14 protein-coding genes are annotated in these 15,260 nt (G+C 52.0%); 12 read left to right on the top strand and 2 right to left on the bottom strand.

Annotation, left to right across the window (positions count from 1 at the left end; all coding sequences use genetic code 11):
• The first annotated feature begins 18 nt into the window (after positions 1 to 18).
• Both ABE504_RS23225 and ABE504_RS23220 read left to right on the top strand, forming a co-directional pair.
• Positions 19 to 1,638, top strand: a complete 1,620-nt coding sequence (locus ABE504_RS23225) for a stalk domain-containing protein (RefSeq protein WP_430093268.1) — start codon at positions 19 to 21, stop codon at positions 1,636 to 1,638.
• Positions 1,639 to 1,768: 130 nt separating this feature from the next.
• Complete coding sequence (locus ABE504_RS23220) at positions 1,769 to 3,307, top strand: L,D-transpeptidase family protein (protein ID WP_430093265.1); 1,539 nt, start codon at positions 1,769 to 1,771, stop codon at positions 3,305 to 3,307.
• 160 nt (positions 3,308 to 3,467) lie between these two features.
• Here ABE504_RS23220 and ABE504_RS23215 read toward each other — a convergent pair whose 3' ends face one another.
• Positions 3,468 to 3,611, bottom strand: coding sequence for a hypothetical protein (locus ABE504_RS23215; protein WP_164716666.1), 144 nt, complete (start codon positions 3,609 to 3,611; stop codon positions 3,468 to 3,470).
• A 362-nt stretch (positions 3,612 to 3,973) separates the two neighbouring features.
• Between ABE504_RS23215 and ABE504_RS23210 the strand changes: the two genes are divergently transcribed.
• The 8 genes from ABE504_RS23210 to ABE504_RS23175 all read left to right on the top strand — a co-directional run bounded on the left by ABE504_RS23210 (position 3,974) and on the right by ABE504_RS23175 (position 12,133).
• Positions 3,974 to 5,338: an ABC transporter substrate-binding protein gene (locus ABE504_RS23210; protein ID WP_430093260.1), complete on the top strand. Its 1,365-nt coding sequence runs from the start codon at positions 3,974 to 3,976 to the stop codon at positions 5,336 to 5,338.
• A 102-nt stretch (positions 5,339 to 5,440) separates the two neighbouring features.
• Positions 5,441 to 6,328, top strand: coding sequence for a carbohydrate ABC transporter permease (locus ABE504_RS23205; protein ID WP_430093258.1), 888 nt, complete (start codon positions 5,441 to 5,443; stop codon positions 6,326 to 6,328).
• A 40-nt stretch (positions 6,329 to 6,368) separates the two neighbouring features.
• The gene (locus tag ABE504_RS23200) at positions 6,369 to 7,208 is read left to right on the top strand and encodes a carbohydrate ABC transporter permease (protein ID WP_430093256.1); all 840 of its coding nucleotides are present in this window, start codon (positions 6,369 to 6,371) and stop codon (positions 7,206 to 7,208) included.
• Positions 7,209 to 7,350: 142 nt separating this feature from the next.
• On the top strand, positions 7,351 to 8,793 hold the full coding sequence (locus tag ABE504_RS23195; protein WP_430093784.1) for a PTS transporter subunit EIIC: 1,443 nt from the start codon (positions 7,351 to 7,353) through the stop codon (positions 8,791 to 8,793).
• Positions 8,794 to 8,810: 17 nt separating this feature from the next.
• Positions 8,811 to 9,644: a PRD domain-containing protein gene (locus tag ABE504_RS23190; RefSeq protein WP_430093253.1), complete on the top strand. Its 834-nt coding sequence runs from the start codon at positions 8,811 to 8,813 to the stop codon at positions 9,642 to 9,644.
• A 151-nt stretch (positions 9,645 to 9,795) separates the two neighbouring features.
• On the top strand, positions 9,796 to 10,890 hold the full coding sequence (locus ABE504_RS23185) for a quinone-dependent dihydroorotate dehydrogenase (RefSeq protein ID WP_430093250.1): 1,095 nt from the start codon (positions 9,796 to 9,798) through the stop codon (positions 10,888 to 10,890).
• 25 nt (positions 10,891 to 10,915) lie between these two features.
• Positions 10,916 to 11,713, top strand: a complete 798-nt coding sequence (locus tag ABE504_RS23180) for a GTP pyrophosphokinase (protein WP_430093246.1) — start codon at positions 10,916 to 10,918, stop codon at positions 11,711 to 11,713.
• A gap of 3 nt (positions 11,714 to 11,716) precedes the next feature.
• The gene (locus ABE504_RS23175) at positions 11,717 to 12,133 is read left to right on the top strand and encodes a DUF309 domain-containing protein (RefSeq protein ID WP_430093244.1); all 417 of its coding nucleotides are present in this window, start codon (positions 11,717 to 11,719) and stop codon (positions 12,131 to 12,133) included.
• Positions 12,134 to 12,202: 69 nt separating this feature from the next.
• Here ABE504_RS23175 and ABE504_RS23170 read toward each other — a convergent pair whose 3' ends face one another.
• Complete coding sequence (locus ABE504_RS23170; protein WP_430093241.1) at positions 12,203 to 12,712, bottom strand: thioredoxin family protein; 510 nt, start codon at positions 12,710 to 12,712, stop codon at positions 12,203 to 12,205.
• Positions 12,713 to 12,865: 153 nt separating this feature from the next.
• Between ABE504_RS23170 and ABE504_RS23165 the strand changes: the two genes are divergently transcribed.
• A complete protein-coding gene (locus tag ABE504_RS23165; RefSeq protein ID WP_430093238.1) occupies positions 12,866 to 14,398 on the top strand; it encodes an RsmB/NOP family class I SAM-dependent RNA methyltransferase in 1,533 nt (510 codons plus the stop codon).
• 3 nt (positions 14,399 to 14,401) lie between these two features.
• Positions 14,402 to 15,154, top strand: a complete 753-nt coding sequence (locus tag ABE504_RS23160) for a pseudouridine synthase (RefSeq protein WP_430093235.1) — start codon at positions 14,402 to 14,404, stop codon at positions 15,152 to 15,154.
• The last annotated feature ends 106 nt before the right edge of the window (positions 15,155 to 15,260 follow it).

Genomic DNA, 15,260 nt, shown 5'->3' with positions numbered 1-15,260 from the left:
CGATTAAAGGAGAAACCTATGAAATATTTAAAACAGCTCCTCGTTTCCTCCGTTGCGGCTGCGACGATGATTGGCGGTTCGAGCGTATTGGCGGACGGCTTGTCGGACGATGCGCTGCAAACGAGCACAGGCCAAATTATGGCTGACGTTACTACGCTTGCGGGAATCGGTGACTTTCAGAATGTGAACGGCAGTGCGCAGATCGCGGCATTCCGTGCGCCGGGCAGCGTCGCACAGCTGCCGGATGGCAGTATCCTTGTTGCCGATACGCGCAATCATGCGATTCGAAAAATCACGAACGGTCAGGTCAGCACGTTTGCTGGTCCTGAGCTGGACATTGTGCTGAACAACCAGGGTTTCCCGGTCGGTGGTCTGGTCAACGGGTCAGGTGCGAAAGCGTTCTTTAACGAGCCGACAGGGCTTGCTGTGGATGCGAATGGCAATGTATTTGTCGCAGACTCGGGCAACCATGCGATCCGGAAAATCGACACGGCCGGCAATGTGACGACGTTCGCGGGCAGCGGCCTGGTTGGCAGCAAAGACGGCAAGGGCGCCGACGCCAGCTTCAACAGGCCCAGCGATGTGGCCGTTGCGGCGGACGGCACGGTATATGTGGCCGATACGCTTAATCATGTGATCCGCAAAATTACAGCGGATGGCACGGTATCAACAATTGGCGCTCCTTCGGCGCGCGCAATTCAGATTCGTCCCGGCGAAGCTTCTTTCGCCGGTGAGTTTCAAGATGGCGCGTTAGCTTCCGCCAAATTCAACGAACCATCAGGGCTGGCGTTAGACAGCCTGGGCAATCTTTATGTCAGCGATACGGGCAATCAGCGGATTCGCTACATTGATTTCAAGACGGGGCAAGTGAAGACGATTGCGGGCTCAACGCCGTCCGTTTCCGGCAGCTTCTATGCGAAAAATGAATTGTATGCCGGCGGCGATTACGAGGACGGCGCAGCGCTGCAAGCGATGTTTGATTTCCCGAAAGGGCTTGCCGTTACTTCGGAAGGCGGTCTTCTGATCGCGGATAGCTTGAATCATGCGATTCGCTATTTATTGGACGGGCAGGTCACGACGATTTCCGGTACACTGCAAACCGGGGAGACGGACGGTGTTGAACAGGCTGCGCAATTTTACAGTCCGACGGATGTGATGATCACGCAGCAGGGCAATCTCGTTGTTGCGGACGAATTGAATAATAAAATTAGAAAAATTGCACCGTATCGCTTGCCGGAAGAAGTGACGACCGATGCGCAGGTGAAGGTGGTAACCGGCACGAAGCTGCTGAGCTTCGATGCGCAGCCAGAGATTGTGGACGGCCGCACGATGGTGCCGGTACGTGCAATCAGCGAGACGTTTGGCTATGAAGTGAAATACGCGGAAGAAGCCGGCAAGCAGTTGGTACAGTTGTCCAAGGATGGTGTAACGGTTCAACTGACCATTGGAGAAACGGGCATTGTGGTGAAGCGGGAAGGCACAGCCGATAAAGAAGTGGCTACCGATGCTTCGCCGTATGTGAAGCAAGATCGTACTTTTGTGCCGATCCGTTTCTTTGCGGAGCAGATCGGACTGGATGTGCAGTGGGATGCACCGCATCATACAGCAATTTTACGCACGAAATCGGCGATTCAATAACAAGATGATTTTTGTAGAAGCCTGGCGGGAGAGCTCTCTTGCCGGGCTTTTCCTTTTTCTCTTCAACATTGCGGATGAAATGCCGATACTAAAAAGTGGAAGGTGAGATTGAGATAGGAGGTCTCCTCACATGAATGAGCGCAATCGCAATGAGCAGTTGGCCCGTTTTTTTCAGCATAATCCGATTGAGGATCCGCTCTATCTAAAGAAATACGTGAAAGAGCATCCAGATAATAAAATGGCCTGGTATTTGCTGGGCAGAGAATATACAGCGCAGGGGAAGCTCGCGAAAGCGAACTATTGCTTTGCGCAGGCTGGCGAAATTTATGAAGCGTTCGAGCGGCAAAAAATTTCCATCGACGGGCCGCTGCCCACAGCCGCGCTCCAGGAAGCTGCCGCCATTGAGCGGCATGCGGCGGCAATGGAACGCAAGCGAGGCCGTAAAGCGCGATGGCTGCCGCTGATTGCGCTGCTGTTTCTGCTCGCGGTGCCGGCGGGGAAAGAGGTTGCAACGTCGAGCGACTTGCCCGCAGCGGCGGAGCCGGACGCCAGCCCAGCTCCAACTGCAGCAGCCGTGGTCGCTGGGGCGACGGCCCGCCCGGACAGGCCGGTCTTGTATTATGCTGACGCGAAGTGGGGCGACAAGCTGCAGCAAATTGTTACCGGCGGCGGAACGGACGGGGGCAAGGCGGTGATTATGAGCGCGCCGGACAGCGCGGACGGCAAGTGGCGCGAGTGGCACCGCACCGTGCGGCCGCTGGTGAGCGTCGCCCAGGCGGACGGCGGCGGCGCGCTCGCGTTAAGCGCGTACCAGCCGCAGGTGTGCGACTGCCAGCTCGCCGATGGCACGTCGCTTACGCCGGCTATTCAGGCCTGGATGCAGGCGCGGGAGAACGCCGCAGTGCTGCAGAGCGCCATGGAGGCTTATGCGGCGCGGAACGGCGCTCTGCCGGACAAGCCCGAGCAGCTCAGTCAGCCGTACCCGAACAACCTTTTGCCCGGTATGTCGCCCAAGATGAGGGAGGCGTTCCCTGAGGCGCTGAAAGGGCTCCAGGAGCTGGCCAAAGCGAAAGGTTCCCTCCCTTTCGATGTACTCGCGGAAGACGCGGGAAGCCCGTCTGCGGCGGCGTCAACGCCACAATCGCAGGCCACCAGCAGCAGCGGGCAGCCGAAGGCGGCAACCGCCCCGCTGAAGGAGCCCTTGCGCATTCTCATCGATACGGAGAAGCATGAGCTGGCTTTGGTGAGCGGCACGTTTATTTTGCGCCGCTATCCTGTCGGTCTGGGCGGCGATAAAACGCCCTTAGGTGATTTTGTGATCAGCGAGAAGGTACGCAATCCGAACGGGAAATCGAACGGCGACTTCGGGAGCCGCGGCATGACGTTATCGGATACCCTGTATGCGATTCACGGCACGAACAAGCCGTCCTCCATCGGCAAGGACGAGTCGCATGGCTGTGTCCGCATGCAGCAGGCGGATGTGGAAGAATTGTATGATATGGTGCCGCACGGTACGAAAGTCACCATCGGCAAGGGGATTTTGCCGCCTGCGCAGCCTGGCGAAGGGGAAGGGCAGGGAGCGGGGCGAGGAGATCCGAAATCTGCGTTCGGTTTACCGTTGCAGACGAAGGACGATAACCCCGGCAAGACGTATAAATGGCTGGATTAACAAATAGCCTCCGCAGCCCTGTCAATTAGGGGTTCGCGGAGGCTGTTTGCATAAGAAGCCAGCGTTGTAATGGGTTACAACGGAAATTGTGTAGTTAATCTTGACAAAGAAATAGAAAGCGATTACAATTCAAAATGTGAACAAAACAATCATTTTGTTTCTATGATTTGTCCAAAATGATCAGTAAAGACATCGCAACAATGATAACAACGACGATAGCGCTCGTCCAAATGATGGCTTTCTTGTTGATTTCGTTGTTTGCTTGCTTGTTTCTTGCGATGGCTTGAGGTTTGCGTTTGGTCATTTGCTTTCACCTGCTTCATTAGAATTAAACGAGCTATACCTATCATATCATAGGAGAAGCCATTTCTAGAATAATGAATTTAGAGGGAAGAAAAAATAAAAGTGTTGACGAACATGTCAACTTATCGTAAGATTTAATCACGCGAAAGCAATAATTCAATTGAATATGTCATTTTTAATAACATGTTACCGTAAGGGCATTAGTTATTGAAGAGATGCAAGTCCTCTTCTATAACTATGCCCTTTTTATTTTTCCCAATTTCCTTGAAAGGGGTTGATCGCCCACACGATTCAGGATCCATTATCCGAAACCAGCGCTTCGCCTTAACCAAACAGATCTATTAAAAAAGGGAGAATGAGCACATGAACATGAAAAAATGGTCAACGATCGGCTTGGCAACATCCATGGTACTTGTGGCAGCAGGCTGCGGCAATTCCTCTACACCTGCGGAATCCACAAAACCGGCAGCATCGACAGCACCGACCGCTGCAGCAACAACAGCAGTAACGGCAACTCCGGCTGGCGCGAAAAAGCTAACCGGCGATTTCGAAATCCAATACTTTGTCGGCGGTTACGGCGATAAATGGTGGAAAAAAGTCATTGCCGATTTCCAAGCGGCTAACCCTGATCTGAAAATTAAAGAAAGTGCGGGACCGAAAATCAACGAGCAAATGAAACCCCGTTGGATCGCTGGGAACCCACCTGATTTCGTATATATCGACGGTCCTGAATTGTTCGACCGCCAAATGGTTACGGACGGCCAACTGGAAGATTTGACCGACTGGATCAAGGACGCGAAAAACGTAGACGGCGAAAAAATCATTGATCTGCTCGCGCAAAAGCCGCAAGAGTTTGACGGTAAAATTTACAACATTCCGTTCGTTATGAGCTCATGGGGTATTTTCTACGATAAAGCGCTGTTCAAAGATAAAGGTTGGGCTGAGCCGAAAGATTTCGAAGAGTTCTTGGCGGTAAGCGACAAAATCAAAGCTGCGGGTATTAACCCGTTCATCCACACAGGGAAATATCCTTACTACATCAACGGTGCGGTGCTGCTGCCAGCCATCGTATCCGCGAACAACAACGACTACAAACTGCTGCAAGACATGGCAAGCAACAACCTGGACGCTTGGAAAAACCCTGCGATTATCAAAGGCTTGAACAAAATCGTTCAGATCCGCGACAAAGGCTTCATCGACAAAGCGTCCGTACAAATCAACCACACGGATTCCCAGTCCTTGTTCTTGCAACATAAAGATGCGTTCATTCCGAACGGTCTGTGGCTGCCAAACGAAATGGCGAAAGACGTTCCAGGCGGATTCGACTTCGGCTTTATCCCATCCATCACGCAAGATAAAGGTGGAAAAGTAGTAGCAAATACATCGACGGCGACTTTTGCTATCGCGAAAAAAGCAAAAAACAAAGATGCAGCTAAAGCGTTCATGCAATTCGTTTTCTCCAAAACGCAAGCTTCCCAATGGGCTGAGCTGAGTGGTGCGCCTTCCAACGTGAAAGGTGATATTTCTTCCTCCAAGGCACCTAACTTCGTTAAAGATGCTGCGAAATTCTTGTCCTCCCCGGACACAGTGGTTGTGCCTACGGTTTCCTTCGCGGCTGACGTAGACAAGGCGATGCAAGATGCGTCTGTCGCCCTGACGATCGGCACCATTACGCCGGAAGAATGGGTAAAACGTGTGACTGACGTAGTAGCGAAGCAAAAGAAATAGGAACTGAATGGAGCGGCGCGGAGAACATCGGGGGCTTCGGCCCTCGTGCCTCCGCCATTTTAATGATAGGACGGTGAAGATAGAATGAGGACCAGCTCAAAAATGTGGCAACGGAATTTGTTCATCGCTTCATTCATCATTCCGACTTTTATATTCTTTTGCGTATTTACCATTTATCCGGTCATCCAAGCGCTGCAGAAATCGTTCTATGATTGGTCCGGCATGTCGGAGAACAGTGAGTTTATCGGTTTCGACAACTTTAAAGAGCTGTTCAAAGATCCGATTGTCCTGAGAGCGATTGGAAACGATTATTTCCTCGTGGTCGGGAAGGTCATCGGAATCATGATTTTAGCGACTTTCTTTGCCGTAGCGCTAACCCGTTTTAGAGTCAAAGGCACCGGCTTTTTCCGGGCGATTTTCTTTATTCCGAACGTCATTTCCGTTGTCGTTATCGGTGTGCTGTGGAACTTCATCTATAATCCGCAGATCGGTTTTCTGAATGCTTTTCTCTCTTTGTTTACGAGTGAAAAAGTGGATATTGCCTGGCTTGGCTTTCCCCAACATACGATCTGGATGCTGCTGCCGCCGACGATTTGGGCAGGGATCGGCTTCTACATGATTTTAATGATTGCCGCAATCGTGAATATTCCTGCATCGTACTACGAGGCAGCTAATATAGACGGAGCGGGTCAATGGGCGCAATTCCGCCATGTTACCATGCCGCTCATCTGGGAGCAGATTAAAGTTTCTATTGTGAACATTGTGATCACAACACTCAACGGTTCGTTCGTGATCGTTCAGTTGATGACGAATGGCGGACAACCTGACAATACGACGCAAGTGATGGGATCTTACCTGTATCGGATGGCTTTTCAACAGTATCATTTCGGTTACGGAGCGGCCATTGGCGTACTCATCTTAATCGTATCTTTGATTACGACACTCGTCCTGCAGCGTATTATGCGCCAAGAAACGATCGAAATGCATTAGTGCCATCAGCGACATTGTTACCGAGGAGGGGACCCACCGTATGACTGTCAAAAATCCGCTGGCCAAAACGATTGTCTGGCTCATTCTTATAATTTGGAGCGTAGCCGTTCTGTATCCGCTGCTGTGGACTTTACTAGATGCGCTCAAGAATAACGAGCAATTTTTCTTGAATATGCCCTGGGCGCTGCCGAAATTCCCGCTGCTTTGGTCGAACTTCTCTTATGTCTGGAGCAAGTACAACTTCAGCACCTATTTTATGAACTCCATTATTGTGACCGCGGGTAGTACGCTTCTAGGGATGATTTTATCCGCGATGACGGCGTATATTTTAGCCCGGTACAATTTTAGAGGGAATAAAATTCTCTATACCATCTACATCTCGTCTATGATGATTCCGTTTGCGCTTGCCCTGATTCCGCTGTTCTTCCTGCTGAACGATCTGCATTTGATCAACACGTGGCGCGGGCTGATCTTAGTCTACGCGGCGCTCAATCTGCCGTTCGGGATCTTCCTGCTCGTCGGCTTCTACCAATCGTTGCCGAAGGAAATTGAAGAAGCGGCGATTATTGACGGCACTTCCCATTACGGTACGTTCTTTCGCGTGATGCTGCCGTTGTCTCAGCCAGGCCTGATTACGGTCATGATCACGAATATGCTCAACAACTGGAACGAATACTTCCTAGGGGTTGTCTTGACGAATGAGCCGACCAAATATACGCTTCCGATCGGTCTTGCCGTGATGCAGGCCGAGATGCAGTACCGTGTGGAGTGGGGCCCTCTCTTTGCGGGACTCCTCATTACGACACTGCCTACGCTGATTGTGTATATCATCTTCCAACGGCAAATTGCAAGCGGCATAACAGCGGGCGCTGTGAAATAAACGATACGGGGATGCATAGAAAAAACACCTTAGCCTAGAGGAATTTATCCTTTCGGGAAGGTGTTCTTTCTACTATAATGGGGTTAGAAAAAGCAAACAGGAAACGGCCAACCTTGTGGGCTTAACAGGAGACATCATGCGAATCATGTACATGTTTCAGAAGATGGGGCGTTCTTTAATGATCCCCATTGCGGTGCTGCCGGCGGCATCCATTCTGCTTCGAATCGGTAAAATGACCTTTGACAACTCGTTTCTCACGCATGTCGCTCAAATTTTTGAGCTTGGTGGAAGCGCAATCTTTGATAATCTGCCCTTCCTGTTCGCGATTGGCATTGCCATCGGACTCACTTCAGGAGACGGCATTGCGGCGCTCGCGGCAGCGGTGGGGTATCTCGTGTTTAATAATGTTCTTCAGCATTTTCAACTAGGTCCGAATTCCAGAGATCAATTGGATACAGGTGTGCTCGGAGGTATGCTTGTCGGCATGCTCACCGCATTGTTTTTCAATAAATTTCAGCATATACGGCTGCCCAGCGCGCTCGGTTTTTTCGGCGGCAAACGATTCGTCCCCATTATTACCTCGGTCGTCATGGTGGTGCTTGGGGTGATCATGGGGTTCATCTGGCCCCCGCTGCAAAGCGGCATCTCGACAATCGGGATGTGGATTACGCAAAACGGTAACATCGGCGTTTTCATCTATGGGATCATGAATCGCCTGCTCATCCCAACAGGGCTGCATCATGTGATCAATAATATCGCCTGGTTTCAGATCGGTGATTTTGTGACGCCGGCTGGCAAATTGGTGCATGGCGACATCAGCCGTTTTTTTGCCGGCGACCCGACCGCGGGAATGTTCATGACGGGCTTCTATCCCGTGTTCATGTTCGGACTGCCTGCCGCGGCGCTGGCGTTGGTTCGCGCATCTTCGGCCTCGACCCGGAAAATCATGGCGCCTGTCATGCTCAGCGCAGCGTTAGTCAGCTTTCTGACGGGCATCACGGAGCCGATTGAATTCGCTTTTATGTTCGTCGCACCTGGCTTGTATGTCATTCATGCCGTGCTGACCGGCTGTTCGATGCTGGTTATGAATATGCTGCAGGTTAAAATGGGGTTTGGATTTTCAGCCGGATTCATTGACTTTGTCTTGAATTGGCACTCGGCAGCAAAGCCGATCTGGATTGTGGTTATCGGCTTGATCTATTTTGCGCTGTACTATGCGACCTTCCGAATGTACATGCATTTCTTCCCTTTAAAACTGAGTAAAGAGGAGAATGAAGCTGCCAAGGAGGAGCAAGAAGAGGCCAATGATGCGCCTCCTGCAGAGAGCCGGCCGCAAACGATTTTAAGACATATCGGCGGACCTGCGAACATTGTCTCGATCGATGCATGTATTACGAGACTTCGCCTGCTGGTGAAGGAAGATCAACTGGTGAAGGATCAAGAACTGAAAGATCTGGGGGCCATTGGGGTTATCCGGTTAGGTAAAGGCAACGTTCATGTCGTGTTCGGGACGGAGTCCGAGCAGATTCGTGAAAGCATCAAACCGATGCTGCAAGGTACAAAGGACAAATCAGGACAAGCCTAAGATTGTGGAGGTGTCTTATGATTGAACGGACGATTATTCATGTTTTATCCCATAACGTCGTGATGGCGCACTTAAGTTCGGGCAAAAATTCCATCGCGTTCGGTAAAGGGATCGGGTTCAAGCGGACGCCGGGTATGCCGATTAACGAAGAAGAGATTCAGCAGGAATTTCTGCTGCATACGTCGGAAGTGCTCCGAAATTACGAGCAAATTCTGAATGCGGTCGATGTGAAAATTATCGGAATCACCGAGGAAGTGATCGCCTACGCGCAAAGCATGCTGGAAGGCGATTTCTCCGAAACGATCCATGCCTCGCTGGTTGATCACATTAACTTTGCGGTGGAGCGGCAGAAGCGCGGTATCTTCATTACGAATCCTTTTGCCTATGAGATTGGGTATATGTATCCGGAGGAGTATAAGGTCGCGAAGAAAGCAGTGGAGTTCCTCAATGAGAATCTCGATGTGAAGCTGCCGGAGGATGAAGTCGCGTTCCTGACGATGCATTTCAACAGCGCGCGGAAAAAGGAAAAAGCTTCGGATTCGCTGGCCGTGGTCCGGGTTGTCTCGCAAACGATCGAGTCGGCGAAGGAGCTGGGCTTCTGCTTTGACGATTCGTTCTCAACGCTCCGTTTCATCTCGCATTTGAAGGGTGTCATTGAGCGAGTGAAGCAGGGGAAAACGCTGCAAAACTCGCTGCTGCAGAAGATCCAAGAAGAGTACGGCGATACGTATGTCAAAGCGAAAGTGTTATCGCTGATGCTCAGCGACAGCTTGCAGACGGAAGTGCCGGACGATGAAACGGGCTACTTGACGATGCATTTGGAACGGCTGCTGCAGCGAACCGAAGCGTAGTGGTGATATAGAGAGTCAATCCTGTCCTTGCCGCCTTATGGAGCAGGGATTTTTTGTGTGGAAATCCAGATGGGTCCCTGCGTGGATTGCATATTTCGACGTTGTGGGATAAACTGTCTAATTAGAGTATGCAGAGGACGGGGTGCAGAGGATGCTGTATAAGAACGTAGCAAAACCGATTTTATTTAAAATGGATCCGGAGAAGGCGCATCATTTGACGATTGATGGTCTGAGTACGGTGGGGAATTTTCCTGGCGGGAAGCAGCTGCTGAAGGCGATGTACGGTGTGCCGCACACGCAGGAGTTGGCGCAGGAATTGTGGGGAATTCGCTTTAACAATCCGGTTGGGCTGGCCGCCGGTCTGGATAAGAATGCGAAAGCGGTGAAAGGTTTTTCCCAACTCGGGTTCGGGTTCATGGAAGTGGGGACGATTACGCCGAAACCGCAGCCGGGCAATGAGCTGCCGCGGTTATTTCGACTGCCGGCGGATCAGGCGCTGATTAACCGCATGGGGTTTAATAATGTAGGCACGTCAGAGATGGCGGCCAACCTTAAGAAAACAGGCCGGCATGACATTCCGGTTGCCGTCAATATTGGTAAGAACAAAGTCACGCCGAACGAGCAGGCTGAAGAGGATTACCGCATTTGCATTCGCGATCTATATACATATGGCGATTTCTTCGTCGTCAATATTAGCTCACCAAATACACCGGACTTGCGTAATTTACAGCATGGAGACGATTTGCGGAGGCTGCTGGCGGCGGTTACAGAAGAGATGAAGCTGCAAGCGGGCAAAGGTTATGGAGAAAAGCCGGTACTTGTGAAAATTGCGCCGGATTTGACCGACGAGGAGATTGAACTCACGGTACACATCATTAAAGAGAGCGGCGTGTCGGGCATTATTGCCACGAATACAACGCTCAGCAGACAAGGACTCACCCATCCGAATCGCGAGCAGGCAGGCGGTCTAAGCGGGGTACCTTTAACGAAGCGCTCGACGGAGGTTATTCGGCGCGTCTATCAGTTGACGGAAGGCCAACTGCCGATTATCGGGGCCGGCGGGATCTTCACCGCGCAGGACGCTTACGACAAAATTCGCGCAGGCGCAAGTCTGGTTGAGGTTTACACGGCGCTAATTTACGAGGGTCCAGGCCTTTTGAACCGCATGAATATAGGCTTGCAGCAGCTTTTGAAGCGTGACGGATTCACTCATATTTCCCAGGCAATAGGCGTAGATTCGATCTAACTTCATTCGGAATGGAGGAAACAGGATGGATGGACGAGACTGGAAACGATTTTTACTGCCCTACGAACAAGCGGTAGAGGAATTGAAAGTGAAATTTAAAACGCTCCGCGGCGAACTCAAGAGCAGAGAAGAGTATGCGCCGATCGAGTTCGTTACAGGACGTGTCAAAAAAATTTCGAGCATGCTGGAAAAAGCAAAGCGCTTGAGCGTGCCGATGGATCAACTGGAATCGGGCATTGAAGATATTGCAGGCATCCGTATCATGTGCCAATTCGTTGAGGACATCAACACGCTGGCTGAGCAGATTCGGGAACGTCAGGACATGACGGTGCTCTATGAAAAGGATTATATAACGAATAAAAAGCCGAGCGGTTACCGGAGTTATCATATCATTATTGAATATCCGGTTCAGACTGGGTTGGGGATGAAGCGGATATTGGCCGAGATTCAGATTCGGACGCTTGCGATGAACTTCTGGGCGACGATTGAACACTCGCTGAACTATAAATATAAAGAACAACTGCCGGACGATGTGAGAGCACGCCTGAGCAGGGCGGCTGAAGCTGCGTTTATTCTTGACCAGGAGATGTCCAACATTCGCGGGGAAATCGTTGCTTCCCAGCTGATGTTCGAAGATAACTCCAATCTGGTCAACCGCGTGCTCAGCAATATTCAAGCCCTATATTTCTACCATCGGGTGCGGGAAGCGGCACAGTTCCAACTGCGCTTTAATGAAATTTGGGAGACGGAAGTCGGACTGAGCGAGCTGGCGGCGGACCTGGAAGCGGCGCTGTCCAGAGCGAAAAAAGGAGATTCGAACTGATCGATGACAAGCTATGATCGCTTGTACGTTTTGTTTCTATACTACTTCAACGATCTGCGCGACTATTTCGAATGCCATGAAGTCATGGAGGAGTTGTGGCTCGAGGAAGGCCGCAATCCGCTGTATCAAGGTCTGCTGCAGGTCGCAGTAGGCCTTTATCATCATGGCAACGGCAACGTCAGCGGTTCGATCAAGCTTTTTAGCGCGGGCATTGACAAATTAGAAGGATTTCCTAGTGAAATACTGGGAATTGACTTAGGGCGGTTGCTACAGGAGAGCAGTGAGTATCTCGGTCGCTTGAGGAACATCGAAGCGGAACCGTTTGCTCCTTATGATCTGGACATTGTGGTCTTGGATGAGGCGTTGATGGGGCTGATCGAGGATGTGCGGCAGAGCCCTCCAGAGCCGGAGGATCACTAGGAAGGCAGGAAAAAAGGACTTCTCACCAGAGATGGTGATGGAAGTCCTTTTGTTTGGGCAGAAAGCGGCTTACCCTTTGTATTTTTGGAAAAAGGCTTTGAACATTTCAGGTGTGTTGCCGCCAGTGGAGCCGTTTTCCGGCACACCGCCGACAATGCGATCCACTTCGACGCCGTCTTTATAGTAAACGATGGTTGGCGTGGACTCGATTTTGTATTTATCCCAGCCGTCTTTGAATTCTTCCAGGTTGAATTGTTTCACATCAATGCCAAGGTCTTTTTCCAGCGGCACGAGCACAGGCGTCGTTACTTTACAGTGCGGGCATGTGGATGCGTAGTAATACTGGAAAAACGTCTCTTTGTTTTTCAGGCGTTGGTCCAGGTCTTTCGGCAAAATCAAATTCTGATAATTCGGATCGGTCAGTTGTTTCACGGTTTCCGGATTCAGTTTGGATGCGGCGACCCCATATGGATTTCCTTCGTTCGCCTTATCCGACGATTTGGTGGATTGCTGATTGACGAAATACAGACCTCCGAATAACACGACGACGATGCCTAAATAAATAAGCAGTTTTTTCACGATATGCACCTCATGTTTCTTTTCTAGTTTATAGTGAGCATTTCTATGAGAAGCGTAGCATATCCTTTCCCTTTTTGGCAAAAAAATTGGCTGTTTGGTGACAACTCGGCTATAATACGTTAAGAATATTGAATAGAAAGCGAAGAGATTGACATGACAAAGCATTTACCCGATACATTTGTGGAAAAAATGAAAGATTTGCTCGGCGAAGAGGAGTTTGCGCAGTTTCTGGCTTCCTACGAGGAGCCGCGGGCGTATGGGTTGAGAGCGAATCCTTTGAAAATAGAGCGTTCGGATTTTACGGAAGCCGTGCCTTTCGAACTTGAGGCCGTTCCTTGGGCTGCGGAAGGCTTTTATTACGGGGAAGGCGAGCGTCCGGGCAAGCATCCGTATTATCATTTGGGGCTTTATTATATCCAAGAGCCGAGCGCGATGGCGCCGGCGGATTTGCTGGACGTGCAGCCCGGGGATAAAGTGCTGGATCTGTGCGCGGCGCCTGGCGGCAAGTCGACGCAGATCGCAGGGAAGCTGCAGGGGCAAGGTTTGCTCGTTTCCAACGATATTAACGCGGAACGCGTCAAAGCGCTGGTGCGCAATCTGGAGCTGTTCGGCGTACGCAACGGCATCGTTCTGAATGAGAAGCCGGAGAAATTGATGGTCACTTTCCGCGACTATTTCGATAAAATCGTCATTGATGCGCCATGCTCCGGTGAAGGGATGTTCCGCAAGGAAGAGGAGATGGCGATCTATTGGGAGCGCAATACGATCGCGATGTATAATCGGATGCAGGAGGAGCTGCTCGGACAGGCGGCAGCGATGCTGGCGCCGGGCGGACGCCTCGTCTATTCGACTTGCACGTTCTCGCCGGAGGAAAATGAGGCGCAGATCGCGGCGTTTCTGGACAAGCACGACGATTTCTATGTCGTGCCGATCGATCGCTTTGCGCCGGGCCGGCCGGAGTGGCTGCGCGAGCCGTGGTGTCCCGGCGAGTTCAGCGGCGAAGCGCGAGCGGCTGTCGCCGGCACGGGGCGGCTGTGGCCGCACAAGCTGCGCGGCGAGGGGCATTATGTCGCCGTGTTGGGGCGGCGGGGCGCGGGTGATAGCGGGGGCGCGCCGGTGGATGGCGGCGCGGTTACGGTGGAGGCGGATTCGGCTTCACTGGCGGTGAAGCCGGGTGGAGGCGGCCGCCGCGATCGGCGCGGCGGTTTGAAGGGGCGCGCGGCGGCGCCAGCCCGCGCGGAAGTGAGCCTGGAGCCGCTGGAGGCGTTCGCGGGCGAGCTGCTGCGCGGCGAGCCCTTCGCCCCTGGGCGGCTCGTGTGTTACGGCGACTACGCGTATTTGTCGCCGCTGGGGTTGCCGGAGCTGCACGGACTGAAGGTCGTGCGGCCGGGCTGGTACATCGGCGCGTTGCACCGCGGCCGATTCGAGCCGTCCCAGTCGCTGGCGCTGGGACTGCGGGGTGGTGAGGCCAAGCGCGTGCTGCGCTTGGCTTTGGACGATGCGCGCGCCCTGCGCTATTTGCGGGGCGAGACGCTGGAGGTCGCGGAGGATGAAATTCTCCGCGAGGAGGGACAGGCAGCCAAAGGCTACTGCCTTGTCTGTTTGGATGGGCATCCCGTAGGCTGGGGCAAGTGGATCGACGGGATTCTGAAAAACGAATACCCGCCGGCATGGAGGTGGACGTAAACTGTGAAGTTAACACAGCGATTAGATAAAATTCTCGCGCATGTAGGCGTGGGCAGCCGTTCAGAGCTGAAGCGTCTGACAAAGGAAGGCGCGATTCAGGTGAACGGTGTGCGCGTGAAGGACAGCGGGATGCAGGTCAACCCGGAGCGTGATCAGATTACGGTCAATGGCGAGCCTGTCCGATACCGGGAATTCGTATATTTGATGATGAACAAACCGCAGGGCGTTGTGTCCGCGACGGAGGATAACCGCGACCGAACGGTCGTCGATTTACTCGATGACGATTATGTGCCTTTTGAGGTTTTTCCGGTAGGCCGTCTGGATAAGGACACGGAAGGGCTGCTTTTGCTTACGAATGACGGAAAGCTTGCGCATAATCTGCTTTCGCCGCGCAAGCACGTGCCGAAAACATATTTTGCCCGCGTGGAATGGGAAGTGAACGAGGCGGATCGCGAAGCGTTTGCCGCTGGTGTGACGCTGGATGACGGGTATGAGACGCTGCCGGGTGAGCTTGTTATTTTGAAAACAGGTGACGCCGCGGCTGGAATTCCTTCCGAAATTGAACTGACGATTATGGAAGGGAAGTTTCATCAGGTGAAGCGCATGTTTCAAGCGGTGGGCAAAACGGTCGTTTATCTGAAAAGAATCTCCATGGGGCCTCTGCAATTAGACGCGTCATTGGCGCTAGGTGAGTCCCGGGAGCTTTCTTCGGATGAACTACAAGCACTTCGTACTGCCCATGAGGCACAAAAATAGTTTACAAACTAAGATGGAATATGGTAGTTTATAGAAAATGATAGATTGTTTTGTGCGGAAGAACCGCTTTTATCTCGTGTAGATCGCTATTCGAGGGAGAGGTGGT

Origin of the sequence: Paenibacillus oryzisoli (genome assembly GCF_050467285.1) — a bacterium.
Lineage (GTDB): Bacteria > Bacillota > Bacilli > Paenibacillales > NBRC-103111 > Paenibacillus_E > Paenibacillus_E oryzisoli_A.
Note: the sequence above shows the minus strand (reverse complement) of the source record. Positions and strands in the feature narration are given on the sequence as shown.

Bases quoted from the DNA above. Each gene is read 5' to 3' on its own strand.
- ABE504_RS23225 (WP_430093268.1), top strand. From the start codon at position 19: ATGAAATATTTAAAACAGCTCCTCGTTTCCTCCGTTGCGGCTGCGACG.
- ABE504_RS23220 (WP_430093265.1), top strand. From the start codon at position 1,769: ATGAATGAGCGCAATCGCAATGAGCAGTTGGCCCGTTTTTTTCAGCAT.
- ABE504_RS23215 (WP_164716666.1), bottom strand. From the start codon at position 3,611: ATGACCAAACGCAAACCTCAAGCCATCGCAAGAAACAAGCAAGCAAAC.
- ABE504_RS23210 (WP_430093260.1), top strand. From the start codon at position 3,974: ATGAACATGAAAAAATGGTCAACGATCGGCTTGGCAACATCCATGGTA.
- ABE504_RS23205 (WP_430093258.1), top strand. From the start codon at position 5,441: ATGTGGCAACGGAATTTGTTCATCGCTTCATTCATCATTCCGACTTTT.
- ABE504_RS23200 (WP_430093256.1), top strand. From the start codon at position 6,369: ATGACTGTCAAAAATCCGCTGGCCAAAACGATTGTCTGGCTCATTCTT.
- ABE504_RS23190 (WP_430093253.1), top strand. From the start codon at position 8,811: ATGATTGAACGGACGATTATTCATGTTTTATCCCATAACGTCGTGATG.
- ABE504_RS23185 (WP_430093250.1), top strand. From the start codon at position 9,796: ATGCTGTATAAGAACGTAGCAAAACCGATTTTATTTAAAATGGATCCG.
- ABE504_RS23180 (WP_430093246.1), top strand. From the start codon at position 10,916: ATGGATGGACGAGACTGGAAACGATTTTTACTGCCCTACGAACAAGCG.
- ABE504_RS23175 (WP_430093244.1), top strand. From the start codon at position 11,717: ATGACAAGCTATGATCGCTTGTACGTTTTGTTTCTATACTACTTCAAC.
- ABE504_RS23165 (WP_430093238.1), top strand. From the start codon at position 12,866: ATGACAAAGCATTTACCCGATACATTTGTGGAAAAAATGAAAGATTTG.